Genomic DNA, 17,618 nt, shown 5'->3' on the forward strand with positions numbered 1-17,618 from the left:
TTGTATCCCCTCGCCAACAAACCCTGGTTTAGATACATTCGTCCAGCCAAAGCTGCTCTAACTTTATAAACCCTGCCAGGAAGAGAAGCAGGCCGCGATAAAAGGCTGTTTCTGCCTGCTCCCCTCCTTGGCTGCAGAGCTGAGGCAGCCATGACATATGTTCATGCCAAAAGCCTCTTTCCTGTCTGATGCTCCCCCTAACTTCCTGCACTGCATTTTCATTCCTATAGCTAAGCTCCCGGGACACCAGTTTAGCCATAAAGGCAAATTGTACCCCTGCATAATCAGGCTCTAAATAAGGATGGGCAATTTTCAAGCCCGCCCTGGCATAATATTCAAGGAGGGACTGATTATCATAAACGGCATAGGCCGAGGCTCTTGCCGGCTTAAACCTCTGATCAGGTTTTACCCCTCTGAACAATCTGAGCCATTCCACATTCAGGGCCGTCGTCACTGCGGCGATTCCCTGTGCCTGAACCTCCTGCCTTAACTGCTGCATCCATTGCATTCCTTGAGTAAAGTCAGGACTTAACCCGATGAGGGGATCCGGGGCTCGCTCCAGTACCATTAATATATCGTCTACAAACTCCGAATTGGGCTGCCGGTTCAATGCACCGGAAAACAAATGCCAGCATTGTTGCCTTGTCTTAGTATAGATAAGGATGTCGCTTAAGGTTAAGGTCAACAATTGCAATTTTCCTCTTCGACTGCCGGTGCGCCCGGCTTAGCGGGTTCATTTGTATCGGCAGGCTTTTGTCCCTCTTCAGGTTTTGGGGTCTCAGCTGGTTCCGGTGATTCTGCCGGTTTAACTTCTGGATTGGTTTCTGTGTCAGCCTCCGGTTTAGTTTCCGGTGCTTGATTGCTTTGGTTGCTTGAGGGTGCTTCGGAAGGCTGGCTACCGCAGCCGGTAAGACCGCTTATTAAAAATGTCGCTAAAAGTGCCACAGTGATCTTTTGGTTTAATCTCATGACGTTCACTCCTCATCTCTTATAATTTTTATATGATATTTATAGTCTTTCTCGCCTGCCGGTACTTGCCTGCAGGCGGAGGGGAAACCGCATCTGAGCAAAGATTACGGTTTCCGCCGGCAAGAATATTTTTTAGGCGCCTTTTTTCCTTGTCGCCTGGAAGGCTATGATCCCTATGGCTATAACGGCAATGCCAATGGGCACACTGACAGGAACACCGGTGCTTGCGCTGACAGCGGGTGCGGACGGCTCTGCCGCCGGTGCTGGAGCTGCTGAAGCCAGCTTTTGAATTTGCGCTTGCTGCTCAGTGAGCAGATCCACTTGATAACGGCTTACAAAATGAGCTACGGTGCGGTTTTTAACATTGAGCATCAGATCAATGTTCTTACCTTGAGCACGCTCGGCTAAATTAGGGGTCTTGTTTCCGTTTACATCCTCAACATGCCATGCTTTGACAACCTGGCCATCAAATTCATCGATCACAACTTTAAAATATTCATCCGGACCAACAAACACGTTGTTGGTTGCATCGAGTACGATCTCGTCTTTATTTTCGAGCATCAACTCGATGAGCAAAGAACAGGTGCTTCATGTGTCGGGCCGGGAAATAAACCGTGGATCACTGGCCCAGGTTCCCGGATTTTCAAATTTGACTAAATCGGTATAGCCGACCAGAACGGCTTTGCCGTCCTTGAAGGGTTCGCGCAGGGCATCAAGCTGAACTTGCACGGCATCATTTTCAGGACGCAGCACCAGCGTATTCCGCGTTACCTCATCGGCAGGCAAATATTTCTTGGTCTCTTCAGTTACAGGTCCAAGTTTTTTCTGAATGGTCTGCCCCTCTTTAGAGGTCAATTCAACGGTTACTGAATCTTCAGTGATATCTGTGACGGTGACTGTGTAATCCCCCAGTGCTGCTTTCTCGCCCTTGCCCAGCTGCATTTCAACGGCAGGCTTCTCTGTCAAAAGGCTATAGACAATGGCCCCCGTAGCAAATTCTTTAACATGAGCCTCTTCGGCCGTTACATCCCCAACGACCAGATAGGATTGGCCGCTGGTAGCAACATTTGTGCCGTAGTATTCAACATGGAAGTTCTGACCATCTTGTCCCGGGAGATAGGTTCCTGTGATTCTGCCCGTCCCGTCGTTCAATACACCTTCCGTAATATTGAAAAGTTTGGCATTGGGCGAGACCGGAAAACTCGTTCCATAGTAGTTACCGGAGGGTTTCAGAATTTGGAAGGTCGCGGCAGGTGCAACAAACCCATTGCCATCGATGCCGATACTGGTAAGTTCAAGGTGTTTTGAGCCATCACCAAGGGGCACGGACCCGCCTTTTTTAAGATCAGTAGCGGTAACAACGTCTAACTTGGTTGCGGTGTCAACGATTGTATACTCTTTACCCAAAATAGTGATTTTGTGACCTGTCAGCATCTTGGCCGTTCCCGTCCGCGTTGTGTAATAAAGCCCTGATTTAGGAATGATGATCTTGCCGTTTTCAATACGGCTCTGACGAATGATCAATCCTTCCTGCATTCCCACATCTTTGCCAAGCAGGTTTTTACTCGTTATGTTCTTGAAACCTTCAAGACCGGCAACAAAGGCCGCATCTTTGGCCGGTGCCTTTCTCAAGGCATCATCCTCCGCCCAAACCGGAGCAACGCTGCCCGATAAGGTGAAAACCACCGCAAGCACTAATGCATACGCTTTTTTGGTGAGCTTTCTCATCTCCACACCCTTTCTCAACTTGATAAATGGATCAGGTAACCACTGTCAATTCCGTCCATCCCTCCTTTCCCGGAGGTTACCAAAGACGATTGAGACCATTTTCACTAATCATCTTACAAAATGCTCCCCGGCCCGTATAGCCAAAAATTCCTGCACCTTTTTCTGATTCATAACAAATTGCGGTTTCCAAATTGATTTTAAATTTTAATTCTCTTAAATTCTTCATAAATGTTTAGTTTTGGGGGTCAGATAAATTTTTAATGATGATTATAAATATATTTAATTTCTGTGCTGAGAATTAGCCACTCTTATCTTCTTCTTTCAGCCATAAAGGCCTATAACGCAAATACCCCGTGGGTTGCACGGGGTACTGTTCCAAAGGATATATTGCACTATTTCTAAAAGAAAGTTATTTTAATTCTTGAATTCTTTTCAGCATGTATTATTACCGTAATAATTAAGGATAAATTCTCGGAAAGCAGCTACATTGGGGGAAAGCGGCCGGTTCCGATAAGTCACTAAATAAAACGACCGCTCAAGCTCAAGGCCATCAATACTAAATGCTTGAAATGCTTCTGATTTCAGTTCATTACCCACACTGAGGGATGAAACCACCGCTACTCCCAAACCTTCACTTACGGCATGCTTGATGGCCTCCGTATTGTTCATCTCAGCCACAACCTTGAGCATGTCAGGATCAATGCCTTTTTTCTTAAGCGCCGTTTCAAATTCTTCTCTTGTTCCTGAGCCCCTTTCCCGGAGGATAAATTGCTTCTTCAGCAAACCCTCTACCGCTATACAGGGCCTGTCTGCCGGTTCTATACAATCCCTGGCAGCAATGAGCACCAGGCGATCCCTGGTAAGGATCTCATAATCCAGTTTATCCTCGTCTGTGCGGGTACCGACAATCCCCACCTGATATTTCTTCTCCCGGATTTCTCTTATGACTTGATTGGTATCCCCCTGATGAATCAGAAACTTGATGTTAGGGTTTATTTTCTGAAAACCCATCATAATTTTAGGCAGCAAATACTGACAGGGAATAGTGGAAGCCGCGATCTCCAATCTCCCCTCAATCTGCCGATTATGCTGATTAAGGCTGGAAATAGCACAATCTCTGGTTTCTAACAGATTAACTGCATACTGATAGAAAATATCTCCTGTGTCCGTAGGCATAACCTCCCGACTGGAACGGTCAAATAACTTCACACCTAATTCAATCTCCAGATCGCTGATGTGATTGCTGATGGTCGGTTGGGTCAGAAATAGGGCTTTGCCTGCCCGGGAAAAGTTCCGTAAGCGATAGACTGAAACAAATGCCTCAATTTGCCGAAAATCCATATCATTCTCCCAGTTTTAATTATTAAAGAAGTCTAGTCCAATGGTTCTATAGGCTTAACCGCCGGCTGGCCGGCCTTCAGAAGCACTTTGCTGCCCAAAAGGAAAATGCTCTCCATGAACATGATCACACCGGTGCCGATAAGCAGCACTTCTATGGCCATAACATCCGCTATCGGACCAAAAATGAGCATTCCCAGGGGCATCATGGTGCTGGAGATCATGGAAAGAACTCCGAAAACCCGGCCCAGAAAATCAGGCTCTACCTTCTCCTGAAGCATCACTGTTGCGGGAGTGTTAAAGATCGGCATAGCCACTCCTACACAAGCCATAAAAACCAGGTACAGCCAAAAGATCGGAATGACCCCCAAAGCAACGGTACAGGCCCCGAAGAGCAGCGTTCCCAGGGCCATGGAATGAATCCGGTTCTTAAAGCCACCCCAAGTTGCCATCAGGATGCCACCGATCATCATGCCGACAGAAAAGGTCATTTCAATGGCGGTAAGACGCCATACATGATCCCCAAAGGTCCGGGCGACTTGAAGCGGCGTCAGAAAAGCCGCCGGTGCTGCCATAACCATGAACAAAGCACAAAAGACGAAGAAACTTTTTAGAAAAGCATGTTCCTTGATATACTTCAGCCCTTGCTTCATATCTGCAAAATAACTGACTTTTTGCAGTTCCTGTGCTTTACGATGAGCGGGCACCTGTAAAAAGAACAGCAAAACCGAAACACCCAGAGCTGCCGTAACAACATCAATGAAAAAAATGGCTTCAATGGTGGTAAAAGTCAGCAGGGCCCCGCTTAACATCGGTGATACCAGCATCACAGCTGATTGGATACTTCCGTTTATGCCATTTACCTTGATCAACTTATCCTCCGGCACCAGCTGAGGGATAAAAGCTCCCACCGCCGGCATCTGCACTGCTGCGCCAAGAGCACGGACGGCGGACATCACAAAAAGCAGCCACATCATTTTGTATCCGGCGAAAAACAGCAGAGCCAGAATCAGAGTGGCAATGGCGATCATGGAATCAGCCAGCACAATCAGTATTTTACGGTTATAGCGATCGGCCCACACTCCGGCAAAGGGTGAGAGGAAGAAGGTGGGCAGAAAACCGCAGATAATGGAGATAGTCATCATAATCCCTGACTGGGTCTCTAAGGTGATATACCACATGATGGCATATTGAACCAAAGATGAACCAAAGAGGGATATGGTCTGGCTGGTTAAAAAAAGTATAATATTCTTCTTCCACTCCGGCTTGTTATTCAGAACTATCCGCTCCCATCGTTTCTTTACAAACTTACTTCGTAGTTTGTCTTTGCCTGCTGTCTATTATACTGCATGATATTCACCAGGTATATACTCACGGTCCAACCATGAAGGTATTTGTGCAGCTATGCCTGTTGAAATCCCAAACGTTTGGGATTTTCACCAGGCATAGCTGCGTTAAATAGATAAGAGGCTGTTCACACAGCCCCTTCCCCTTACGGTTCCTGTAAAGTCAGCTCAAAGCTCTCTTCTTCACCATTCCACCGAACAGAGAATTTTCCCGTTTCATTTTTATCGATTGTATGGGTTGTACCGCTATAGATTCCCCAGTACAAGGGTGAGCCTCTATAGAAAGCCGTTTGTTCTTCATCGAAGTTGCCTTGATGGTAACCTTCCTCCGTCAGAGTTGATTTCCCATTAAGGTACTCGAAGCTATAGTTGATATTTTTTATCTCCTCCGGATTACCTTTGTAGTTTACCAAAGGAGTTTTCGTCATATAAAATTTGAACTTTTTATAGCCATCTTCACCTGTCCACCACTCTTCATAAGTGGATACCACAAGCTTAGCTTCCCAATCCTTTCCTTCACCGTAAAGCACCCATTTTTCCCCTTGGTTCAAATCGTAAAAGATCGTTTTACCCAAGGCTTGAGTCATTGGAGCAATTTTATCATAATCACTTTGCCAATTCTCTTCAGAGATATTTAAGACTGCAACTATGACCATATTCTTTGCTGCATAAGCAACACTCGGAATTTGCGAACTTGTGAATGGATCATCTTCCATACTCTTAATGCTTTCGAGAATGTTTCTCCTTGCCAAAGTCGAATCGAACTCATAAATATATAACTGGCCAAGGCCTTCCTCATCTAAACCATAAACCTTTGGCTGCACATCACCCAATCTGCATTCACTTGGATCGATGACCGGAGATGGGCTGGCTTTCAAACTAAGCCCTCCCTTTTTCAATACCCTCACCACATCCTTGGTGCTGATCGTTTCTTTTTCGGCCACAGTCCCGGCTTTATAGCTCACCACACCGATCCCGACAGCTGCCAGTATTAAGACGATCAGCCCCACTATCGCTCCTGCCCTAAGGCGCTTAAACCATTTTTTAAAGGTATCCGGTTCCGGCAGGTTTTCCGGAATATCATCCAGCACAGGTTCCTCATTTTTTAATTCCTTGAGGAAATCCCGGCAAGAGCCGCATTCTTCCAAATGCTTGGCCACTAAATCCTTCGTCTTGGGATCGACATCCTCCTCCACATACAAAGGGAGAATATCCTGAATCAACTCACAAGGGAGAGAAGTTGACTCCTTCATTCTTTTCCCTCCTTTTCAGCATAGTTTTTGCGAAACTGCAGCCTGGCCCGGTGCAACGTGACTTTTACCCAGGACACATTCTTCCCCATAATCACGGCAATCTGCTCATAGGCCAATTCATGCCATTCCCGCAGCCAGAAGACTTCGCGATAGTTCTCGGGGAGTTCCTGGAGCACTCTCCAGGTCAGGGTCAGTTTTTCTTTGAATTCCAGAACCGCGTCCGGCTCATAAGACGCCGGCCCCTTTAACAGCTCTGGCTCCGGCAGCGGATAGCTTACCTTCTGTTTTCTTTTCCACATGCTGTACACATTGCGCGCCACCTTGTACAGCCAGGTGGTCACTTGGGCTTCCCTCCGAAATCCGGAGAAGGTCCTCAAGACCTGAAAAAAGGTTTCCTGAGTCAGTTCCTCAGCGAGATGAGTATTGCCGGTCAGGCCATAGAAGTAGTGGAAGATAGGCTTTTCGTATGTTTTATAGATATCTTCGATGGTTTTCACACTATCTCCCCTCCTCTACCCTATTAGTGCTGACTAAGGTAAAAAAGTTACATTAGAAAGTTACATTAGAAAGTTACATTAGTATAAGAAGATGGTGAACGAGAACCTGTGCTCTTGTTCACCATTCCGAATATCTGTATCTTACTCCATTTTTGCTAGATTTACCAACACTTCGGATGAAGACACAATCTCCTGTAAAGACGATGTTATTTCTTCTGTAGCCGCTGCTTGAGTCTGACTTGCCAAACTGATTTCATGAATTTGCTTGCTTATTTCATTTTCTGCGATTTTTATCTCCATTAAAGTATTGGACACTTTTTGTGAAGATTCACCGCTAACCTGGGCCAGTTTTCTCATCTCGTCGGCGACAACGGAAAAACCTCTGCCCGACACGCCCGCTCTGGCCGCCTCAATCGCCGCATTGAGTGCCAGAAGATTGGATTGGCTGGAGATACTCTTAATTGAGGAAACAATCGTATCAGTTTCCATAATTTTATGGTAGTTTACTTCGCCTAGCTTTGTAATGTTTTCAATTAAAAATGCCAACTTTTGTGAACTTGCGGCAATTTCCTCCAGGCTTGAATTTGTTTGCTGTAAAGACGTGAGAACAGTTTGGGACGCTTCATCGATCCGGGCTTGATGTTCAAGGTTTCTGGCCATCGTCACGGCACCGATAATTTGTCCCATTTCATCCCGGATCGGAAAACACCCGCCTTTGATCGTGATCCCAAAAAATTCTTTTGGCATGATACCGGAAAATTCTCTCCCCGTATTAATCGTTTCCAGCACAGGGTCTCCCGGTGGTATTTGATCTCCAACCTTGATCTTTAAGTCAAAATCCTGTGCAGGATAATACGCAGTAAACTTTGTCTTATCCGTAATGGCTAAAGCAATATCTTCATGGATTATATAGCGAATCAAAGGGAGCACTTCCTGAAGAGAATCAATAATTGACATAAGAGCCCTCCACCCTCCGTCATCGACGGAGATTACTTAAGCAAAAAGCCTCCTTTCGCATGTATCAAAAAGAGGCTTTTTTGTTACCACAAGAATAGTTGCAAACTAGAATAAGCTAAGTCAGAACATTTCTTTGCTTATTCTGTTGATCTCTTTTGTTACGGTTTCATATACGCCCGGGAAAGAATCCACAGGCAACCCGGAAGTCAGACAGGGGATAAAATACTTTTTGCCGTTCGTTCTGCAGGCTTCTTCAACATGCTTTGCGCAATTTTCCGGTGTCCAATCCGGAAAATCAATCAGTCCGCTGTGGAGCCCACCCATAAAGGTAATTTGCCCCCCATATTGCCTGATCAGTTCCGGAATGTTATTCGTGTTCATCATACCCTGCCAAATGTCAATCCCCATTTCGATCATCATCGGAACGAGGTTGGCAGCATAGGAATCGCTGTGATGAACGACCAATTGGACACCGTTAGCTTTATAAAAACCATAGATTTTTTTGTATACCGGAAGGAAAAACTCCCGAAACATGTCAGGCGATATGAAAGAATTCTTCTGACTTCCCCAGTCATCATGGTGAAAAACGGCATCGGGATTTATTTTTTCAATCATCACTTCCGCCCATCCCAGTTCACGCTGGGTAAGAACGTCAATCAGATCATGCATTGCCTCAGGCTCTTCATATAGAGCCATTAAGGCATTCTCAACACCCATCAGGTGATGTGTCATTTCAAAGATTCCTGGTAAAGCCGGCCCTGCAACAAAAAATTCATTACGATCAACAGAATTGGCGCGAGCAATTCCAGCAGCCCATGCTTCGTCAGAAGTCGGAATCGGAGGTATTTGCACATACTTTTTCCACTGGGCAATATCCTTTATCACCGTATGCTCTGCATCATGCACAGGAAACATGCCAAGCTGGCCTTCGGGCCATTGCCAGGTAATTCCCCATTGACATTTCCAGGTCTGACCATAGTTAAACTGAATGCCATGAGGCACTTCCAATATGATGTCCAAAAACTCATATTGATTGACAAAACGATCCGGATTTCCACCTTTAATAGTTGCCAATAAGTTCTGTCTCTTTGTCAGCATCTGATTGTTTCCTCCTTATATTTTAAAGTCTTAATCGATTGGATTTTCCTTAAGCCTTGACCAGCTCTACCGCTTTAACAGCAGCACTTCCGGCATCCGGGGCAAAACCGTCGGCACCGATTTCATCGGCATATTCCTGGGTGACAGGCGCACCACCGACAATGACTTTGACTCCGGAGAGGCCGCTGCCTTTAATTGTTTGTACGGCCTCTTTCATGGCCGGCATAGTGGTGGTCAGAAGCCCGGAACACGCCACCAATGTTACATCTTGATGTTCTTTGATGGCCTCGACCCACTTGGCTGCCGGTACGTCGACACCCAAGTCAACGATGGTAAAGCCCGCACTTTCGATCATCATGGAAACGAGGTTCTTGCCAATATCATGCAGGTCCCCTGCCACGGTTCCGATAATACAGGTACCCATTGCATTGCGGCTGTCGCCGGACAAAAAGGGTTTTAAGACATTTACCCCTTTGGCCATTGCTTTGGCAGCCATCAGCATTTCCGGTACAAAGATATCGCCTGCGGAGAATTTATCCCCTACGACACCCATCGCCTCAACCATAACCTCTAGAATTTCTTTCGCTTCACTGCCTTCATCCAGCGCTTCCTGCACCAGACCGGAAATCAGTTTTGTTTTTCCCGCCTCCACCATTGCTTTGACCTCATTGATTTTTGCCATGTTAAATATCCTCCTTGTAATTTTTTATAAAAACTTATTGGCCCTGCCATCACTTAGAGCAGCTCATTTTTTCTGACCGAATCTTCCGTCTCTAAAAGCGCCGATGTATTCCATGCAGTATTCATCCCGACCTACATTAAACACTAATTTCGGCATTTGTTTACAAATGCAATATTCATACCAAGGGAAAAAACACTGTTAGCAGGCCAACCTAGAGCCAAATATCACAATCTGGTTAGTATTCAAGACTTTTTCCATGGGAATTTAATTGCTTGAACCGGGCAACGATCCGCGCATTCTTTGCACTTGGTACACTCACTGATATCACTTGCGCCGGGGAGCTGCTTGGGATCTAGATTAAAGCTGCAGGCACTCTGGCATTGATGGCAATGTACCTGATTCGTTTCTTCCAAGCAAAGGGATCTGTCCACTGCAGGCATAAATCTGCGGTTGAAGCGGCTGAAGATGCCGAGTAAAGCCCCTACGGGACACCATTTGCTGCACCATTTTTTCAGAAACACAAGTTCAACTATGATTACGATAGGAAAAATAAGCAGATCAAAGGTTGGTTCATTGAATTGGAAAAGGCGCATGAGTGCAAATAAAGTCGCAAAGATCAGCCCGATGGGACAGATGAGACAGAATACAGGAAAGCCAAAGACAGCAGAACTGGCCAGGGATGCTCCAAGTACAGATAGCCCTGTGACAGAATTTTTATCAAAGGCACTTTCCCTTTTAAAAATCGCCGGCGCTGAACTTTCCCTGTCATTGTCTGTTTCTGCCTCCTTACTTTCCTTTGTTTTATTCGTCAACCCGTAGCGCACCAGGGGAACAGGGCAGATCCAGCCGCAGAAGACCTTGCCCAAGAGCACTGTGATCCCGGCGATAACCAGAAAGGAGATGAATAGATGGGGTATAAACGTCCGACTGGCAAGGGTCGTTTCCAAGAAACCCAGAGGGCAAATGGCTGAGATGCTCTTCACTCCAAAGGAAGATAATGTGCCTGTACCGGCACCCCAAACTCCGCCAATAATAACAAGGAGCACAACCACCGCCATCGTCGTCATTCTCAGCGTTCTTGTCCTATTTCCTTCCAAAGAGCTCGCCCCCTCTCCTGGCAATGAGTTCAACTTCTATACCGCGTACTTTGCCGCCCGCATACGATCTCATTACCAGGGCCGGACAGACTTTCACGCATAGACCGCATCCGTTGCATTTCTCAGAATCAACTATAGGGCGGCGTTGCCCATCCAGTATGATGGCATCGTAGGGGCATTCTTCCTGACAGATCGTACAGCCAACCGAATCCCATGCTATGCAGATATCTTTCTTTACTTCCGCAAGTCCTATTTTTACAGTCTCGATATCAAAGGGCTTCAAAGCTTGGGTGGGGCAGACCTCTACACATTTGTTGCAAAAATCACAGTAGCCAAGATGGAATTTCATTACCGGGGTACGGGCATCTAACATGCTGTCTGACAAGTTAGCCAAACCGATCGCAGAAGTAGGGCAGACACTTCTGCAGCGGTCGCATTTAATGCATTTAGAAATAAAATCAGCCTCGTCCTGTCCCCCGGGGGGGCGAAGGAGACCCTCTCGCTTGAGAAATTTGCCGACCCCTCCGATCCCTAGAAGAGCAACAAGGGCTCCTCCCGTGTATTTAAGAAAAGTACGCCGCGAGGAACCAACCCTAAGGTTTCCTTGACACTTTTCGCTCACAAATTTTTGTTCGCTCATCTTTACGTTCCTCACTTGCAGCTTAGTTGGTCAATAAGGCTAGAGCGATTAGACACCACATAAGATTTCGGTATCGATTTCGGCGATCAAATTCTCAAGGAGGCTAAGTTCCAAGTGCAGATAACCCGCCGTGATTTTGGCGATAGCCTTGTAGAAGTCTGTCTCTGCGTGTTTTTCCACATCAGTACAAAAATCGGGAACCCAATTTGACAGGTGATGCGCGAGAAAAGCCCTCTGTTCTTGCAGACTCTTGGCAGCCGCTGCCAGGTTCTGAGCATGAAGTGCTCCTCGAGCCTCCAAACACAGATGAGACATGAATTCCAGTTCAAGGGTGATATGATCTTCCGGAAAGATTGAGGCATTCACGATATCGAGCCCCTTTGCCCGATATAGGGCTACCACTTCGTCCCGAGCATCTTGCATGACCAGCCTCTCCGGACTCGTATAAACCGATTCATAGGGGTAGGCAGCATAGGCGTTGACCATGCCGGCGCCTAGAAAAACTTTGGCATAATCCACGGCCAAATCAGTCACAGGATCTCTCCCAAGCTTTTGAAGATACCCTTCAAGCATCCGGTACCCTTGGTTAAGTTCGGCATCGCTGCTCTCAGCGGGGAATGACATGCCTTGCATTTGCTTCAGGAGATCCTGATTTACTTCAACTCTGTAAAAACGCCCTAGAAATCGATACATAGTTTCTCTGCTCGATAAAAGGCTCGAGTATTCCGATAGCTTATCCACTCTTTTTCCTCCATTTCTAATCTTAAACTTTATGGTAACGGGGAAGAATATGAGATTTCTTCCCCGTTACCCCATTGAGTAAATAATGTGACTTTCTTCTTACAGGAATTGTTTGACGCTGCTACCGAGAGAAAACATCAAGCCACGGAAGACTGCACTGGAAATCAAAATGCAGGCGAAACCGAGTGCTAAAGAAGCAAAGGGCGTTGTAAGATGTGCTTTCTTTTTGTTGAATGGAGATATTAGTGCGACTGGAATCAATAATCCCAGGAGTACCAATCCACCCCAGAATAGGAGTGCCAGATCGCCGGTCAAGACCCGTGCGGCTGAGCGGGTGAAGTCCGGATAAGGAGCAACTGCCAGATGAACCAGGTAGGCAATGATCAGCACCGCATGGATTGTAAGGCTGATGATCATTGCTCGTTTTATCTTTGCCGCTGCAGATGAATTCTCATTTGTGGCAGCAGATTCTTCCGCTGTTGTCGTAAGGGTTGAGTTTGCGTTATTGGTACGCGCGATCAACACACCGAGGCTAAAGCACCCCATCACACCTGCAGAGGCCAGATAAATAAAAGGTAAGATGAGGGTATTCCAAGCGGGCCGGGCAGCTAATACATAGGTGTAGCCGACAGCAAAGGCCAATATGATCGCAGGTATAGTACCTACGGTGGAAATAAGCTTGAGTGTACTGTTCGATGCGTTTCTTCTCATAGCTACCAGGTAAATAATTATGTCCAGAGCGACCAAGCCTAACATCGTCGACTCCATAAAAATTCCGGAAGTTGGATGTCCCAGCGCACCAAATATTCTTTCCGGATGACCAAGATGCAGGACGCTGGAGAAACCGCCGATAGCCAACGCTACCAGGGCTACGATCGAACTTGTTACTCTTACTTGCTTTGCCATGCCAACCCATTCGGTCATGATGACGGAGCTGACAAAGGTTCCGCAGCCCAGGCCAACGAAAACCGTAAAGGCAATCAATGTCCATTCAATACTCATGTTAGCTCTCCTTCCATACAGCCGTTTTGCGATGCATGATGTACCGGGAGGAAGGCTGGTTCCCCACATCCGGCATACTATGCACACTATCGCTGCCGGCTTTTTTGAGCGCCTTCGTTGCATCACTGTTCGGATCGTCTATGTCTCCAAAAAAACGCGCCTTACCCACACAATTCTTGACGCAAGCGGGATTCTCGCCAATAGCCAGTAAATGAACGCAAAGTGTGCATTTCTCTACAACTTTTTGTTCTTCATTGAAGGTTCGGGCTTCATAAGGACAGGCCATGATGCAGTAGCGGCAGCCGATACATTTTTCCTTATCGATCAGGATAATATTCTCTTCATTTATATAGGATGCGCCCGTGGGACAGACCTTGACACATTCCGGACTGATACACTGCTGGCACATCACCGGAAGGAAGTGCATCTGGATATCCGGAAACTTACCTCTCGGACCTATCTGTTTTACTTTATTCCAGTACGACCCCAGAGCAACCCCGTTTTCCTGCTTGCATGCCACCTCGCACGACTTACAGCCGATGCAACGATCCAAGTCAACGACCAAAGTTTTATGCATGATTACACCTCCACATTTTTTGTAGGCTCAGAGGGTTGAGGAAGCCAGGGCTTGAAGTCCTCCGGTTTCAACCAGACCCCTTTCGGTGGACCATCTGCTTTGGAGACCTTCACGAGATAGCCTCGCAGCGTGTAGGTACCGACCACATCATTGAAAGGTGCATCATCTTTGCTTAGTAAATTGACGTTCATTTCCTGCCATCCGTGAGTCTCACTATCTAATGTTTCAGGGAACCAGAAACGTTCCATATAGACCACACCGGGGTTAATCCCTTCGGTCACGTTGGCTTTTCCTTTGGTTTTACCTCTCTTGGACTCGACCCAGACCCAATCCCCGTGGGAAACGCCGTATTTTTGTGCAGCTTCCGGGTGAATCCAAAGCTCGGGGACAGGGTAAATTTCCCTTAGCCAGGGAATATTTTTCAAGGTATTGTGATGGAAGTAGGGTAATCTACCATTGGTCATAACCATAGGGAACTCCTTAGCGAGTTCACTGCCTGGAAGGGGGCTTTCAGCCGGTTCCATGAAATAAGGCAAGGGATCGTAGTCCTTAGAAGCCGGTGGCAACGGATAGGGGGCAAAGGGGGCTCCGGTTCTTCCTAAAGTGATAAAACCTTCACCATAGAGTTCGATCTTCTTGGAGGGTGTAGGGAATCCAACCGGTTGGCCCGTTGCCGGATCAATTTTCTTATAAACGTAATACTCTTTCCAGTCCTTTTTAGTCATATACTCGAAAGGAGCTTTTTCGGTAAACTCCTTCCAAGTCATTTTGACTGCGGAGGTAGTGAAGATATCGAGAAGTTCCTCCATAGAATCCCAATAAGGTAAATCTGCTCCCATAAATTCAGGATCAAACGCTTTCTGGCAATTTTCGTGTCCCAGATCTGCGCAGCGTTTGGCCAGCTTAGACCAGAACAACGTCTCGTCCATTGTCTCCCACAAATGGGTAACAGCCTGGCGGGCGAAGACCATATTAAGAGACTCTACCGGCATATTGGTTTCCAACCATTCTGCTGCCGGAATTAGGATATCGGCATACGCAGAAAACGATGTGGGGTACAAGAACACATGGACAATAAAATCCATCTGGTCAATGCCTTCTTTCCATCTAGCTGCGTTGGCTACAGCCGCCATCTTATTGCCGGAGCGTTCGATCCATATCCGTGGTTTGTAGGGTTTGCCGGTTAGAATTGCCTCGAGAATGGCGGTTGGCTGAGCGGCTGTCCATTGAAGAAGCCCCTTGTGCTCGATAGTACCCAGACGCTTTTTAAATTGCTCTTCGGGAATCAGGTTGATGGCCGGCGGAACAATGTAGGTAAAGATCGGCGCAATACCGCTGGATTTAAAGCGCTGCATCAGTACACCGGGTTTTTCTACATTGCCCATCAATGTATTGAGTACGGTGATGGCCATGGCCGCCTGTACCGAGTTGGGATATTGGTCGGTGGCAACCCCTAAGCTGAGTCCAGCAGGGGAATTGAGGGCATAAAGCCTGATGGCTTCTTCGATTTTATCAGCATCAAGCCAACAGGTCTCGGCAGCCTTCTCAAGGGTGAAGGGTGCGCACCGTTCTTTAAGGAGCTGAAATCCTGTCTTGCACTCTTCACCATTCACCATGTAGGTGCCTTCAAGGGCAGGAGCAAGGCTATCGTTCCAGGGGTAGGCCAGAGGCTGGGCTGAATTGGTCTTCGTATCCCAGACCATAAAGGTTTCGGGGGTTCCTGGGGCAGGTGCTTCACCGGCACGTACCAGCATTTTTGTTTTAACATTCACAAGATAGGGCAGGTTCGTCCACTTCATGACGAAATCCATATCGTAGAGTTTTTCTTCAATAATATAACGGGTCCAAGCCAGCATAAGGGCCACATCGCTTCCCGGCCGGATCGGCAGCCAGACATCGGCTTTGGCGGCATCCGGTGTAAAACGCGGATCAATGACAACGGTGCGGACTCCACGGGCACGCAGTTCGTTTACGGCATTTCCGCCACCGGCAGGGCAGGAATTCGAAGGAGCCGTACCCCACATGACCAGAGTCTTGATTGCCGTATCATCAAGGTCGTAAATCTCCAGACAATTGGAGTCGGCGATGCTGGTATCGGGACCCCCATACATCATTGCCGCAGTTAATGTGCGTGGCAGATAGCACTGGGCACAACCGGGTTCGAACCAGTTGGGCGTACCAAAAGCGCTGCAGAATCGTGTAATGCTCCAAAATTCCGGATTGCCGCCGCCGCCTGTGGAACAAAGCAAACTTTCCGCTCCGTACTTTTCACGGGCTTCCATCAGTTTTTGGGCGATAATATCCAGCGCCTCATCCCAGGAAATGCGTTTCCACTTGTTTTCACCACGGGCACCCACGCGCAGCATGGGATACTTATTACGATTGGGGTGATAGAGGGCTTGTATGCCTGAAAGTCCTTTAGCGCACAGTGTTCCATAGCTCATGGGATACTCGGGATTGCCTTCGATCTTGATGACACGACCATCTTTGACATGGGCCAAAACGCCACAGTTAGCAATACAAGCCCGGCAATTGGTCTTGACAATCTTTGTCGTCGACGCTTCTGCAGCTTTGGCGGGATCATTTGCTAATGCCGCAGCAAACAACGGCCCACCGAAGGCTGCCGCGGCTCCGGTTATGGCTGTTGATTTGAGAAAATTTCTTCGATTTAATACAAGTCGTTCCAATGATTTCCCTCCTCTTTTAATGAGCAATCTTCAATAAGTCCTTCCCTGCCTCCGTTGTTATCCATTTTTTATCCCAGCTGAGACCACCGGCTTTTTCCAGGGACTCGATGAAAAAACTCGGCAATATTCCAGAATTCTCAAGAACTGGGGTTCCGCTGAGTATTGACTCAATCTCGATTCTGGACTTTGGGGATAAACACGCTTTGAGGACTTGCCAGTAAATATCTCCATAGTGTGTTTCTTGGTCGAGCAACCGTACCAGACGATTTTCATAACTCTCTGTCTCAACAACGCTGCGTCCGGCCATTGTGGTACTCCACATCGATTCCTGTTCATTGACAGGAATTTGCTCGATACCGCCTGCCTCCTCCAGCCATCCTAGAAGCGTCAGAGGTGATTGCAATCCTCCTTTCATCTCTGGAAAGGAGAGAATTGTTCTCTCAACATCGCTGCTTAAGCGGGCAGGAGTGCAATATACCAGGATTTTGTAGAGAATGGCACTATAAGCCGGTTCTGCCGACAGTCTTCGCAAAATCTTTGCCGTCACATTATTTCCCCTCCTTCCACCTAGACAGATGAAGCTTACCTTGTCTGATGATCTACACAATGCTAAGCAATATTACGCGAAACAAGTCGTAAGAGCTTACTAAGGTAACCACAGGGTACATGTTTGTAGCGCTAACCCTGCTTATGCTACCTCAGAATCTCCTTTAACTCGTATCACACCCTAATAATGCAAGTTACATGCCAAATGAATTCTTAAATCAGCTTCCAACCGGAGAGCCTTACTATGAAAGACTTCCATAGTACTTCACCCATAGAAAATCCTTAAACACCTTTATGTGAGCGAGAAAACACCCAAAAGATTATTAGCTAGTGTTGAATAATTAAACAAAAGCCCGTGTTTTATGAAAATACTGTCTATATTCCCGACACTCGGGATTGAAAACTCCCTTGAAGGGTATTAAAATATATATTGTGAAGACAAACACTAAGCAGTGAAGGG

General features: G+C 46.9%; 18 protein-coding genes. All 18 read right to left on the reverse strand.

Features of this window, described 5'->3' with window-relative positions:
- Positions 1-28: 28 nt before the first annotated feature.
- Complete coding sequence (locus DESLBE_RS11075) at positions 29-688, reverse strand: molecular chaperone TorD family protein (RefSeq protein ID WP_144676792.1); 660 nt, start codon at positions 686-688, stop codon at positions 29-31.
- Positions 682-969, reverse strand: coding sequence for a hypothetical protein (locus DESLBE_RS11080; protein ID WP_144676794.1), 288 nt, complete (start codon positions 967-969; stop codon positions 682-684). The genes DESLBE_RS11075 and DESLBE_RS11080 overlap by 7 nt, the downstream gene beginning before the upstream one ends.
- 132 nt (positions 970-1,101) lie before the next feature.
- Entirely contained in the window at positions 1,102-1,545 is a 444-nt protein-coding gene (locus DESLBE_RS11085; protein ID WP_018213925.1) for a hypothetical protein, read from the reverse strand.
- Positions 1,546-1,557: 12 nt separating this feature from the next.
- A complete protein-coding gene (locus DESLBE_RS11090) occupies positions 1,558-2,697 on the reverse strand; it encodes a hypothetical protein (protein ID WP_144676796.1) in 1,140 nt (379 codons plus the stop codon).
- A 432-nt stretch (positions 2,698-3,129) separates the two neighbouring features.
- Positions 3,130-4,038, reverse strand: coding sequence for a selenium metabolism-associated LysR family transcriptional regulator (locus DESLBE_RS11095; RefSeq protein WP_018213927.1), 909 nt, complete (start codon positions 4,036-4,038; stop codon positions 3,130-3,132).
- 32 nt (positions 4,039-4,070) lie between these two features.
- Positions 4,071-5,318 carry an MFS transporter gene (locus DESLBE_RS11100; RefSeq protein ID WP_144676798.1) on the reverse strand — a complete coding sequence of 416 codons (1,248 nt, stop codon included), beginning with the start codon at positions 5,316-5,318 and terminating at the stop codon, positions 4,071-4,073.
- Between the two features lie 209 nt (positions 5,319-5,527).
- A complete protein-coding gene (locus DESLBE_RS11105) occupies positions 5,528-6,634 on the reverse strand; it encodes a DUF2275 domain-containing protein (protein ID WP_144676800.1) in 1,107 nt (368 codons plus the stop codon).
- Entirely contained in the window at positions 6,631-7,131 is a 501-nt protein-coding gene (locus DESLBE_RS11110; RefSeq protein WP_144676802.1) for an RNA polymerase sigma factor, read from the reverse strand. Before DESLBE_RS11110 ends, DESLBE_RS11105 begins: the two co-directional genes overlap by 4 nt.
- Before the next feature lie 141 nt (positions 7,132-7,272).
- The gene (locus DESLBE_RS27300; RefSeq protein ID WP_144676804.1) at positions 7,273-8,088 is read right to left on the reverse strand and encodes a methyl-accepting chemotaxis protein; all 816 of its coding nucleotides are present in this window, start codon (positions 8,086-8,088) and stop codon (positions 7,273-7,275) included.
- A gap of 120 nt (positions 8,089-8,208) precedes the next feature.
- The gene (locus DESLBE_RS11120) at positions 8,209-9,186 is read right to left on the reverse strand and encodes a uroporphyrinogen decarboxylase family protein (RefSeq protein WP_144676806.1); all 978 of its coding nucleotides are present in this window, start codon (positions 9,184-9,186) and stop codon (positions 8,209-8,211) included.
- Positions 9,187-9,235: 49 nt separating this feature from the next.
- The gene (locus DESLBE_RS11125; protein ID WP_144676808.1) at positions 9,236-9,868 is read right to left on the reverse strand and encodes a cobalamin-dependent protein; all 633 of its coding nucleotides are present in this window, start codon (positions 9,866-9,868) and stop codon (positions 9,236-9,238) included.
- A gap of 242 nt (positions 9,869-10,110) precedes the next feature.
- Positions 10,111-10,965 carry a 4Fe-4S binding protein gene (locus tag DESLBE_RS11130; RefSeq protein ID WP_144676810.1) on the reverse strand — a complete coding sequence of 285 codons (855 nt, stop codon included), beginning with the start codon at positions 10,963-10,965 and terminating at the stop codon, positions 10,111-10,113.
- Positions 10,952-11,605 (reverse strand): 4Fe-4S dicluster domain-containing protein, encoded by a 654-nt coding sequence (locus DESLBE_RS11135; protein ID WP_144676812.1) that lies wholly within the window; start codon positions 11,603-11,605, stop codon positions 10,952-10,954. The genes DESLBE_RS11130 and DESLBE_RS11135 overlap by 14 nt, the downstream gene beginning before the upstream one ends.
- A gap of 48 nt (positions 11,606-11,653) precedes the next feature.
- Positions 11,654-12,346 carry a molecular chaperone TorD family protein gene (locus DESLBE_RS11140; protein WP_243131290.1) on the reverse strand — a complete coding sequence of 231 codons (693 nt, stop codon included), beginning with the start codon at positions 12,344-12,346 and terminating at the stop codon, positions 11,654-11,656.
- A gap of 99 nt (positions 12,347-12,445) precedes the next feature.
- A complete protein-coding gene (locus DESLBE_RS11145) occupies positions 12,446-13,348 on the reverse strand; it encodes a DmsC/YnfH family molybdoenzyme membrane anchor subunit (RefSeq protein WP_172625418.1) in 903 nt (300 codons plus the stop codon).
- A 1-nt stretch (position 13,349) separates the two neighbouring features.
- Complete coding sequence (locus tag DESLBE_RS11150) at positions 13,350-13,925, reverse strand: 4Fe-4S dicluster domain-containing protein (protein WP_202980545.1); 576 nt, start codon at positions 13,923-13,925, stop codon at positions 13,350-13,352.
- A gap of 2 nt (positions 13,926-13,927) precedes the next feature.
- Entirely contained in the window at positions 13,928-16,612 is a 2,685-nt protein-coding gene (locus tag DESLBE_RS11155; RefSeq protein ID WP_144676820.1) for a molybdopterin-dependent oxidoreductase, read from the reverse strand.
- 16 nt (positions 16,613-16,628) lie between these two features.
- A complete protein-coding gene (locus DESLBE_RS11160) occupies positions 16,629-17,159 on the reverse strand; it encodes a hypothetical protein (RefSeq protein ID WP_144676822.1) in 531 nt (176 codons plus the stop codon).
- Positions 17,160-17,618 lie beyond the last annotated feature (459 nt).

The sequence above is a fragment of the Desulfitobacterium sp. LBE genome, assembly GCF_007830365.1.
In the GTDB taxonomy this organism is placed as follows: domain Bacteria; phylum Bacillota; class Desulfitobacteriia; order Desulfitobacteriales; family Desulfitobacteriaceae; genus Desulfitobacterium; species Desulfitobacterium hafniense.